This window comes from Sanguibacter sp. 25GB23B1, from assembly GCF_040012415.1.
Taxonomy (GTDB): domain Bacteria; phylum Actinomycetota; class Actinomycetes; order Actinomycetales; family Cellulomonadaceae; genus Sanguibacter.
The window spans coordinates 39,426-49,147 of sequence record NZ_JBDYKL010000037.1; the positions used below are offsets into that span (position 1 = coordinate 39,426).

Here is a 9,722-nt window from a genome sequence, read left to right on the forward strand (position 1 = left end):
GCGACTGTCCCGGTAGCCTCGCTGAGGTGATCCCCGAGGAGCCTGCCAACCCGTGGTTGTCCTGGTCGTACGTCCAGGACAACGCGCCGGAGATCCTGCGGTACCTCGGGCAGCACACGTCGCTCACCGTGCAGGCCGTCGTCCTCGCGCTGCTCGTCGCCGTGCCGCTCGCGGCGCTCGCGCACACGTGGCCCCGCCTCTCCGGCCTCGTCCTCGGCACGACGGGCGTCCTCTACACGATCCCGTCCCTGGCGCTGTTCGCGGTCGTCTACCCGTTCCTCCGGGACCGCCGCACCACCGTCCTCGTCGGTCTCGTCCTCTACGCGCTCCTCCTCGTCGTGCGCAACACGCTCGTCGGGCTGCGCGGGGTCGATCCTGACGTGCGTGACGCCGCCCGCGGGCTCGGCTACGGCCGATGGCGACTCCTGCTCACCGTCGAGCTGCCGAACGCCCTGCCGAGCGTCGTCACCGGTGTGCGGCTGGCGTCCGTGAGCACCGTCGCCCTCATGACGGTGGGCGTCGTCATCGGGTACGGCGGTCTCGGCCAGCTGATGTTCCGCGGCTTCGCCAGCGGGTACCGTGCCCAGATCATGACCGCGACGATCCTCTGCCTCCTCCTCGGGCTCGTCCTCGACCTCGTCCTCTCGCTCGTCGGGCGCCTCGTCACGCCGTGGGCACGGACGCGGGTGACCCGATGAACGACCTGCGGCTCGCGGTCCTCTGGCTCAACGACCCGCTCAACTGGACCGGGCCGTCCGGCGTCTTCGCGCTCGCGGGGGAGCACCTCGCGATGACGGTGGTCGCGGTGCTGCTCGCCACGGTCGTGGCGCTCCCGCTCGGCGTGCTCCTCGGGCACGGCGCCCTCGCTCCGGGTGCTGTTCGGGCGGGCGCGTCCCGGTCGGGCGGCGTGCGCCGACGCTCGGGCGCGGGCGCCGGCGCGACGACGGTGGTGGTCGCGAACGTGTCGCGTGCCCTGCCGACCTTCGCTCTCCTGACGATCTTCGCGACGACCGGCCTCGGCTTCGGCAACCGCCCGACCGTCCTGGCCGCCGCGATCTTCGCGCTGCCCGTCATCCTCGCCAACGCCTACGCGGGGGTCGTCGGTGTGGACGCCGACGTCCGCGACGCCGCGCGCGGGATGGGACTCTCGGGACGGCGCGTGCTGCTCGGCGTCGAGCTCCCGCTCGCGATGCCGCTCATCGCCACGGGGCTGCGGAGCGCGACGGTCCAGGTGGTCGCCACGATCCCGCTGGCGGCGCTCGTGGGCGGTGGCGGTCTGGGGCGGATCGTCGTCGAGGGGTTCGGCACGCAGCGGTACGGGCAGGTCATCGCCGGTGGCTTCCTCGTCGCGGTGCTGTGCCTCCTCGTCGAGGGGGTCCTCGCGCTCGGTCAGCGGTTGGTGACACCGCGTCAGATGCGTGTCACAGCGGCATCGCGCCGCGAGTCCGCCTGAGAGGTTGCCGTAGGACCCGACCCAGGATGGAATGGTCGACGACACGTCCCGCCCCCTGAGGAGAGCACGATGCACAGGTTCACGTTCACGCCCGCACCGACGGCGAGGCTCGCCGCCGCGATGGGCGTCGTCGTCCTCCTCGCGGCCTGCGGCTCGCCGGGCTCGTCCGACAGCGGCGCCCAGGACACCTCGACCACCGCGGCGTCCGGTCTCGAGGTCTGCGAGGCCGTCCCGGGCGACACGCTCGTGGCGCTCGAGGACGACCAGAACCTCCAGAACCCGGACAACATCATCCCCGCCGTCAACGGTGCGGCAGCCGCCGAGGACCCCGAGCTCATCGAGCTCCTCAACTCCGTCTCGGCCGTGCTCGACACCGAGGGCCTCGTCGCGCTGAACAAGGCGGTCGACGTCGACCGGCAGACGTCCGCGCAGGCCGCGCAGGCGTTCGTCGAGGAGCAGGGCCTCGCCGCGACCGAGCAGGTCGGCGAGGGCCGCCAGATCGTCGTCGGGTCCCAGAACTTCTCCGAGGGTGCGACCCTCGCGAACATCTACGCCGAGGTGCTCAGCTCGGCCGGGTACGACGCCTCGACGCAGGACGTCGGCAACCGTGAGCTCTACCTCACCGACCTCGAGTCCGGTTCCGTCACCGTGCTGCCCGAGTACGTGAGCACCCTCACCGAGTTCCTCAACGTCAAGGCGAACGGCGAGGGCGCCGAGCCCGTGGCCACGCCCGACCTCGACGCGACGATGACCGAGCTCACGACCCTCGCGGAGGGCGTCGGGATCGTCGTCGGCGAGCCCGCCGAGGCGCAGGACCAGAACGCGTTCGTCGTGACGGAGGCCTTCGCCACCGAGCACGACCTCACGACGCTCACGGACCTCGCCGAGACCTGTGGCGGCGTCGTCCTCGGCGGACCGCCGGAGTGCCCCGAGCGCCCGTTCTGCCAGGTGGGCCTCGAGGACACCTACGGCATCGAGATCGCCGAGTTCACGTCCCTCGACGCGGGCGGGCCGCTCACGAAGGAAGCGCTGAAGAGCGGGACCGTCACGCTCGGCCTCGTCTTCTCCTCGGACGCGGCGCTCGCGTAGCGGCGACGACGAGCGCCCCCACCCTGCGCCACCACGCGTGCCGGGCGGGGTGCTCGGAGTTGCACCTTCCGTAGCGTGATGTGGTCTGGTGGACGCACGTCCCGCCCACCGAGGAAGGCCCGGTCATGTTCTCGTCCTTCATCCCGCCGCGTCAGGTCAAGATCGGTGACGCGGCATCGTTCGTCGGCACCACCCCGCGGGCGATCCGTCACTACCACGAGATCGGCCTGCTCCCCGAGCCCGAGCGGGGCAGCGACGACCGCCGCCGCTACGGCTACGACGAGATGATCCGGCTGCTGTGGATCCGCAAGATGGCCGACGCCGGGATCGCCCTGGACGTCATCCGAGACGCCTTTGCTGACGTGGCTCCTGCTGGTGCCGACAGCGACCACGGCGTGGCAGGCATCCTCGAACGGCTGGAGAGAACACTCGTCGCCCAGGAAGCAGAGCTGCAGCGGCAGCGGGCTGCCGTGCAGCGCATGCGCACCCGAGGCAGCAAGATGGGCCTGCTCTCCGACCTCGTCACCAGCCGCCTCGAGAACCTGCCCGAGGGCGCCCTGCGCCCGGCGGACCTGGACAACATCCTCGTCATCGAACGGATCTTCGGCCCGCTCGGTGCGGCGATCAACGCCACCCGCTACATCGCCTTGGCCACCCACCCGGGTCTGCGGGAGGAGTCCGACCGCGTCGACGCCGCCGAGGAGGCGCTCGACGACACGATCGCTGTCGACGACCCCCGCGTAGCACAGGTGGCTGCCGAACGGCACGCCTTCGAGCTGGCTCTGAACGCCGTCATCGAGGACTCCGGTCTGGCGCAGGACGACGAGGCGCTCGTCGACTCCTGGGACGCCGCGCACCCCGCTACCGCTGACGGAGGTGAGGACGAAGCCGACCACGGATCCGGCCCGGGGGACGAGTCCATGAGCGCAGGCGAAGCCGTCAGGAAGATGCCCTACGACTGGTCACCGGCCCGCCTGCGGTGCATGGAGCTGGTCCTGGAGCTCTCCGCCCTCGAGTCACCCGCTTCGTGAACGAGGCCTCGTATCGCGCGAGAGTGTCGTGGCGCACCTCGGCCTGCGCTCCACGCAGAGACTAGATGCCGTACGCGGCGCGGAGGTGCCCCTGGGACGGGTACGGGTCGTCGTCGGCGCGGAGGTAGATCTCGCCGTCGTGCTGGTAGAGCGCGAGCGCTGTGCTCCCCGGGGCGCAGACGATCGTCGTGCCGCCGACGAGCTCGACCGAGATGACGGACGTCGCGGGCACACCGACGACGATCCGGCGCACGTCGCGCACGTGGCGCAGCCCGATGTCGTAGTGGGCGGCCGTACCGGCGGAGCCGCGGGAGACGTAGGCGCGTCGGCCGGCGTCGAGCGGGACGTCCTCCGAGGTACCCGAGCGTCCGTCCGCGAGCTCCCACAGGACACCGGTCCACTCGGGCGCGGGATCGACGACGACCCGCAGCGATCCGATCGCGGACTGCCGCCGGTCGAGCACGACCATCGGTGCGTGCGGCTCGAGGCGGCCCGCGCCGCGCACACGCGGCAGGGCGCGCAGCGTGCGCTCCGGGTCGGGCTGGCGCAGGGCGAGCGCGGGCGCGATCGACGCCGCAGCGGCCGGCGACGGCTTGTGCGGCGGGCGGCGGCGCAGGAACGGGACGGTCGCACCGCTCATCAGAGAGTGAACCCGAAGTCCCTCGCGACGTCGCGGACGCCGCCCACGTACCCCTGGCCCACGGCGCGGAACTTCCACTCGTCGCCCCGCCGGTAGAGCTCCGCAGCGAGCATCGCGCTCGTCGCGCCGAGCTCCTTGTCCTTCGTGTCGACGGGGTAGCGGATGAACTCGTCACCGCTGCGGTCGAGCACGCGGACCACCGCGTCACGCACGCTGTCGAAGGTGCCCGGCCGGCGCAGGTCCGGGTTGACGTAGAGCACGAACGCGATGCGCGCGACGTTCGACGGGATCGCGCCGACGCTCACCTCGATCTGCTCGGCGTCGCCACCGGGGAGGTTGCCGCTCTCGTCGTAGAGGACACCCTCGTCCGGGTCGAGCATCTGGTTGAAGAAGACGACGTGCTCGTCGGTGACGGCCTTGCCGTCCTGGCCGCAGACGATCGCGCACGCGACGATCTCGGTCGCAGGACCGTTCCCGTGGACGACGTCCCAGGAGAAGCCGACGGTGATGTTCGAGACGGAGGGGAGAGCTTTGGAGACGGAGGTGTTGGCACCCCGGACGAGGATCGTGGACGGCATCTAGGACGCTCTATCCGAACTTCTCGCGCAGGAAACGGCCGTTGATCTCGAGCTGTGCACTGTCATGCGCGTAGACGGCCTCCATCATCGAATGCACCCGATCGTACAACAGGCCCAGCTGGCTGATGAGGAGCGCATCCTTCGTCGCCTGGTCCGCCCGCGAGGCAAGATACGCGCTCACGGTCGACGGGATGTAGTCCTTCACCATGAACTCGATCGCGATCTGCTCGTCGACGTTCGCGGGCGCCACGAGCGTGTGCCGCAGCAGCTCGTCGAGGGCGTCGACCATCGTGAAGAGCTGCACCGACGCCTGGACGGGCAGGGTCGACCCGTACTGCTTGGTCGACCGTTCGATCCCGCGCACGTAGGCGTCCGTCGCGTCGCGGAACGTGCGTCCGGGCGCGACCGGCGGGGCCGGGTCGGCGGGTGCCGGCGCGGCCTCGTCGGCCGGGTCGTCCCTGCCGCGACCGAACCACGAGCTGATCATCGAGGCCTCAGGGAGCGATCTCGTTCCGGGACTGCGCCCGCGCGAGGTAGGGCTGGGCCCGCTCGATCTGCCCCTCGAGGGCACCGATCGTCACGGACATCGAGGACGCCGCCTCGGCGCGGAAGGTGTCGATCGCGTCCATCGTGGCGAACACGTCGGCGAACGCCTTCTCGAGCTTCTCGATCTCGATCGTCGACGACGCGGCCTGGCGGTGGATCTCCGAGGACTGCGTGCGCAGCATCTCGGCGTTGGACGCGATGAGGTCGCTCGTCGTCCGGTTGAGCGCCGTGATCTGGTCGAGGACGAGCCGCTGGTTCGTCAGCGCCTGCGCGACGATGACCGCGGTCCGCAGCGCCGAGAGCGTCGTGGTGCGTGCCCGGTCGACGCCCTTGATGAGCTCGACGTTGTTCGCGCGCACCATGTCCATCGCGAGGTAGCCCTGGGCGGAGACGGCGAGCTGCGTGAGGATGTCCTCCCTGCGCTGGCGGACCGCGAAGAGCACGTCGGAGCGCATGGCGTTCGCCTGGGCCGGGTTCGTCACGTCGAGCTCGGAGATCTTCGCCTCGACGGCACGGTCGAGGCCGTCGAGCAGGATCGTGTACTCCGAGAGGGTCCCCATGGTGGTCCAGAGGTTGACCTTCTCCTGCTCGATGCTCGCGTTGTCCTTGCGGAGCTCGTCCTGGCCCGCGGCGAGCGAGCGCGTGATCGCGTCGAGCTGCACCTGCGCGGACTTGTACTTGTCGAAGTACCGGGCGATCTTGTTGCCCCCGGGGATGAAGCCGAGGATCTTGCGCACGCCCGTGAGGTCGCTGCGGTTCGGCGTGAGGTCCTCGACCTGGAAGCGGAGGTCCGTGAGCGTCTTGGCGACGCGGGCCTGCGCGTCGGCGCCGTCCCCGCTGCCCTTCGCGGCGGCGAGGGCCGACGCGGGGCGCTCGAGCATCCGGTTGGACGAGTTCGCGGCCACCGCGATCTCGTCGCGGCCGAGGTTCGTGATCTCGGTGATCTTCGCCTGCAGCTCGGGGCTGTTGGGCGTCAGCGAGGAGAGCTCGACCGCGTAGGCCTGGGCGGTCGCGGACAGCTCCTGCTTGCGCGCGGGATCGACCGGGACCATGCCGCCGGCCTGCTCGGGTTCGACGACGGCGACCGGCTCCGGCGCCTTGAGGACGAGCGACGTCCCCGGTGGTGTGAGGGACACGTTCTCACTCATCGAGCTCTCGATTCGTCGTGGTGGGCGTTGTCGGCGTCCGCGTCAGCATACTCCCGAGCGCCTCGCGGTGTCGGGGACCTGTGGCACGCCGACGCAGGTCCCGCCCGTGGTCACGGGCCTGCGGCCGGACGTCGCCGACGTCACGGCCGGGCGCCAGGGTGCCGTCACAGACCTGCGGTCTCGAGGAGGCGCAACCACACCTCGCTCACGGTCGGGTAGGCGGGGACCGCGTGCCACAGGCGCTCGAGGGGGACCTCGCCGACGACGGCGACCGTCGCGGCGTGGAGCATCTCGGCGACCTCGGGGCCGACGAACGTGGCACCGACGATGACGCCGCGGTCGGTGTCGATGACGATCTGGGCGGTGCCCTCGTAGCCGTCGGCGCTCACCGACGCGCCGGCGACCGATCCCATGGCGTAGTCGACCGTCCGCACGGTGAGCCCGGCGTCGCGCGCGGCCGACTCGGTGAGGCCGACGCTCGCGACCTCGGGGCGCGTGAAGACGACCTGCGGGACGGACGCGTGGTCCGCCGTCGCGCGATAGCGGCTCCACGGGCCCGCACCGGCCTCGGCTGCAGCGCTCGGTCGCCCGCTGCCCGGGACCGCCGGTCCGTCCGTGGGCGTCGTCGAGCCCGGTGCGTCCGGCGCACCGAAGCGGGCAGCGACGACGTCGCCGACGGCGCGTGCCTGGTACTTGCCCTGGTGGGTCGTGGCGACGCGGCCGGTGACGTCGCCGGCCGCGAAGAGCCAGCCGTCGGCCACGCCCTTGACCGCGAGCGAGTCGTCGACCGTGAGCGCGGCGCCGGGCCGGAGGCCGACGGTCTCGAGCCCGAGGTCCGCGGTGGCGGGACGCCGTCCGGTGGCGACGAGGACCTGCTCCGCGACGAGCACCGACCCGGTCGTCAGGCGCAGGTGCACGCCGCCCTCCTCCCGGTGCGCCTCGACCACCTGGGTGCCGAGCCGGACATCGACGCCGAGCTCCTTCAAGGACGCAGCCACAGCCTCGCCGGCGAACGGCTCGAAGCCGCTGAGCAGCCCGTCACCGCGGACGATGAGCGTCACGTGCGTGCCGAGGTCCGCGAACGCCGTGGCCATCTCGACGCCGACCACGCCGCCACCGAGGATCGCGAGGGTCGCGGGCACGTCCTCGACGGACGTCGCCTCGCGGCTGGTCCACGGTGCGCTGCGCGCGAGCCCGTCGATCTCGGGGATCACCGGTTCGCTGCCGGTCGCGACCACCACCGCGTGGCGTGCGGTGAGCGTCAGGACGCCACCGTCGTCGCTCGTGACCTCGAGCTCCTTGGGGCCGGTGAGGCGCGCGGCACCGCGCACGAGCGCGATCCCGGCGCCGTCCAGCCACTCGACCTGGCTCGCGTCGTCCCAGTGCGACGTGAACGACGAGCGTCGTGCCAGCACGGCGGCCCGGTCGATCTGGCCGGTCACGGCCTCGGCCGCGCCGGGGACTGCGCGCGCCGCCGCGAGCACGGCACCCGGGCGGAGGAGCGCCTTCGACGGCATGCACGCCCAGTACGAGCACTCGCCACCGACGAGCTCCTGCTCGACGACGACCACGCTCAGACCGGTGCGTCCCGCGCGGTCGGCGACGTTCTCGCCGACTGCGCCGGCGCCGACGACCACGACGTCGTACGTGCGGTGCTCGTCCTGCGGGGCTGCTGTGGAGGGTGGGGTGGTTGCCTCGTCAGTCATGGCCCCATCGTGCCTCGCTCGTCGGGGCGTCGCACCGTGAGACACGCACGGACTACGCCACCGCCGACGGAGCTCGCAGCCGGAAGGTCGCGCCGGTCGGGTCGGCCACCGTCGCGAGGCGACCGAACGTGGTCTCCTCGGGTGGGAGGACGACGCTCCCGCCGAGCTCCACGACCTGCGCGAGGGTGGCGTCGAGGTCCTTCACCGCGAAGTAGATGTCCCACGTGGAGGGAACGCCGGGAGGCAGCGCACCCGCTGCATCCTCGATCCCGGCGACGTCGACGCCCGCTGCGACCTGGACCGTGCACCGGTAGTCCTCCGTGTCGCTGAACACGCGGGTCTCCCAGCCGAAGACCTCCTCGTAGAACCGCACCGAGGCGTCGTAGGCCGAGGTGCGCAGCTCGTGCCACCACGGTGCGCCGGGCTCGTCGGCGATGCGGTACCCCGTGTGCTCGCCCGGCTGCCAGGCGCCGATCGGCGCGCCCCCCGGGTCGGCGAAGAAGGCCATGACGCCCTGTCCGCCGATCGGCATCGGCTCGACCAGCACCTGGCCACCGGCAGCCGCGGCGCGCGCTGCGGTCGCCGAGGCGTCGATGACCTCGAGATACGTCGACCACGCGTCGGGGTACTCGGAGCCCGGCTCCTTCGCCATGATCCCCGCGACCATGGAGCCGTCGAGGAAGCAGCTGACGTACCCGCCGTACTCCTCGCCGCCGTCCTCGAACGTCCAGCCGAAGACCGCGGAGTAGAAGGTCTTCGCTCGATCCACGTCGCTCGTGCTGAGGTCGATCCAGCAGGGCGCACCGACGGCTACTGACTCACGTGTGGGCATGCGAGGCTCCTCGGGAAGGCGCGGCGGCGCCGATCGCCGTCGACCCATTCAGGATAAATCCGGCACAGAGCCCACTTCAAGGGCGACCGTGTCGAGATCGACGGACCAGTCGTTGCAGCGGATGAGGTTCCCCGGCGGGTACTCGAGCTCGCACTCCCCGCCCCAGGTGAGACCGGCCTTGCGGCAGACCCCGTTCGACGCGATGTTCTCCAGCTTCGGGAACGCATGGAGGTGACGCCGACGCCCGTCCCCTGTGCAGGCCCGCAGGCGTGCGGTCTCACGGATCGCCGCGACGGTTGCCGACGTGGCCACCCCCAGGCCCTGGAACTCGGGCAGGATGCTCCAGCCGGCCTCGAACACCGGGTCGTCGTGCCACGTGGTGGGCCAGCAGGACACCGCACCGGCCGAGCGGGGAGGGCGCCCGGCGGTCGCGTCGACGACGACGACCCGGAACACGTGGGCGGCACCGGTGCGCCAACCGTCGAGGTACCTCGCGTGCCGTCGCCGGAGCTTCTCGTCCGTCTCTGGGCCACCGAGGTGGACCATCATCTCCGGAGTGTTGAGGCGCGCCAACAGCTCCTCGTCCGCGGCCGACCACGGCTCGATCCGGACGTTCGGGGAACCTGCGGACAGGGACATCGGTCCAGCGTAGCGACCTGGGACCCCCGCCCGACAGCCCCGCCCGACCCCCCGGTCGAC

11 protein-coding genes are annotated in these 9,722 nt (G+C 71.6%); 4 read left to right on the forward strand and 7 right to left on the reverse strand.

What is annotated here, in order from left to right; translation table 11 throughout:
• Positions 1-26: 26 nt before the first annotated feature.
• From ABKW26_RS17110 to ABKW26_RS17125, 4 genes are all read left to right on the forward strand, one after another.
• Complete coding sequence (locus tag ABKW26_RS17110) at positions 27-698, forward strand: ABC transporter permease subunit (protein ID WP_348595213.1); 672 nt, start codon at positions 27-29, stop codon at positions 696-698.
• Positions 695-1,453, forward strand: a complete 759-nt coding sequence (locus ABKW26_RS17115; protein ID WP_348595215.1) for an ABC transporter permease subunit — start codon at positions 695-697, stop codon at positions 1,451-1,453. Before ABKW26_RS17110 ends, ABKW26_RS17115 begins: the two co-directional genes overlap by 4 nt.
• Before the next feature lie 69 nt (positions 1,454-1,522).
• Complete coding sequence (locus ABKW26_RS17120) at positions 1,523-2,542, forward strand: glycine betaine ABC transporter substrate-binding protein (protein WP_348595216.1); 1,020 nt, start codon at positions 1,523-1,525, stop codon at positions 2,540-2,542.
• A 125-nt stretch (positions 2,543-2,667) separates the two neighbouring features.
• A complete protein-coding gene (locus ABKW26_RS17125; RefSeq protein ID WP_348595218.1) occupies positions 2,668-3,573 on the forward strand; it encodes a MerR family transcriptional regulator in 906 nt (301 codons plus the stop codon).
• A 61-nt stretch (positions 3,574-3,634) separates the two neighbouring features.
• On the opposite strand, the gene ABKW26_RS17130 is transcribed toward ABKW26_RS17125, so the two are convergent.
• The 7 genes from ABKW26_RS17130 to ABKW26_RS17160 form a co-directional block, all read right to left on the reverse strand.
• Entirely contained in the window at positions 3,635-4,213 is a 579-nt protein-coding gene (locus ABKW26_RS17130) for a hypothetical protein (RefSeq protein WP_348595219.1), read from the reverse strand.
• Positions 4,213-4,791 carry a TerD family protein gene (locus ABKW26_RS17135; protein WP_348595220.1) on the reverse strand — a complete coding sequence of 193 codons (579 nt, stop codon included), beginning with the start codon at positions 4,789-4,791 and terminating at the stop codon, positions 4,213-4,215. Before ABKW26_RS17135 ends, ABKW26_RS17130 begins: the two co-directional genes overlap by 1 nt.
• A gap of 10 nt (positions 4,792-4,801) precedes the next feature.
• A complete protein-coding gene (locus ABKW26_RS17140) occupies positions 4,802-5,278 on the reverse strand; it encodes a hypothetical protein (RefSeq protein WP_348595221.1) in 477 nt (158 codons plus the stop codon).
• 7 nt (positions 5,279-5,285) lie between these two features.
• Positions 5,286-6,485, reverse strand: a complete 1,200-nt coding sequence (locus tag ABKW26_RS17145) for a toxic anion resistance protein (RefSeq protein ID WP_348595222.1) — start codon at positions 6,483-6,485, stop codon at positions 5,286-5,288.
• Positions 6,486-6,649: 164 nt separating this feature from the next.
• A complete protein-coding gene (locus tag ABKW26_RS17150; RefSeq protein WP_348595223.1) occupies positions 6,650-8,191 on the reverse strand; it encodes an NAD(P)/FAD-dependent oxidoreductase in 1,542 nt (513 codons plus the stop codon).
• Between the two features lie 52 nt (positions 8,192-8,243).
• Positions 8,244-9,023: a VOC family protein gene (locus ABKW26_RS17155; RefSeq protein WP_348595224.1), complete on the reverse strand. Its 780-nt coding sequence runs from the start codon at positions 9,021-9,023 to the stop codon at positions 8,244-8,246.
• A 48-nt stretch (positions 9,024-9,071) separates the two neighbouring features.
• Positions 9,072-9,662: a GNAT family N-acetyltransferase gene (locus ABKW26_RS17160; RefSeq protein ID WP_348595226.1), complete on the reverse strand. Its 591-nt coding sequence runs from the start codon at positions 9,660-9,662 to the stop codon at positions 9,072-9,074.
• Positions 9,663-9,722 lie beyond the last annotated feature (60 nt).

Excerpts from the sequence above, each read along its gene's own strand:
- ABKW26_RS17115 (WP_348595215.1), top strand. The coding sequence starts at position 695 with ATGAACGACCTGCGGCTCGCGGTCCTCTGGCTCAACGACCCGCTCAAC.
- ABKW26_RS17120 (WP_348595216.1), top strand. The coding sequence starts at position 1,523 with ATGCACAGGTTCACGTTCACGCCCGCACCGACGGCGAGGCTCGCCGCC.
- ABKW26_RS17125 (WP_348595218.1), top strand. The coding sequence starts at position 2,668 with ATGTTCTCGTCCTTCATCCCGCCGCGTCAGGTCAAGATCGGTGACGCG.
- ABKW26_RS17130 (WP_348595219.1), bottom strand. The coding sequence starts at position 4,213 with ATGAGCGGTGCGACCGTCCCGTTCCTGCGCCGCCGCCCGCCGCACAAG.
- ABKW26_RS17135 (WP_348595220.1), bottom strand. The coding sequence starts at position 4,791 with ATGCCGTCCACGATCCTCGTCCGGGGTGCCAACACCTCCGTCTCCAAA.
- ABKW26_RS17140 (WP_348595221.1), bottom strand. The coding sequence starts at position 5,278 with ATGATCAGCTCGTGGTTCGGTCGCGGCAGGGACGACCCGGCCGACGAG.
- ABKW26_RS17145 (WP_348595222.1), bottom strand. The coding sequence starts at position 6,485 with ATGAGTGAGAACGTGTCCCTCACACCACCGGGGACGTCGCTCGTCCTC.
- ABKW26_RS17150 (WP_348595223.1), bottom strand. The coding sequence starts at position 8,191 with ATGACTGACGAGGCAACCACCCCACCCTCCACAGCAGCCCCGCAGGAC.
- ABKW26_RS17155 (WP_348595224.1), bottom strand. The coding sequence starts at position 9,023 with ATGCCCACACGTGAGTCAGTAGCCGTCGGTGCGCCCTGCTGGATCGAC.
- ABKW26_RS17160 (WP_348595226.1), bottom strand. The coding sequence starts at position 9,662 with ATGTCCCTGTCCGCAGGTTCCCCGAACGTCCGGATCGAGCCGTGGTCG.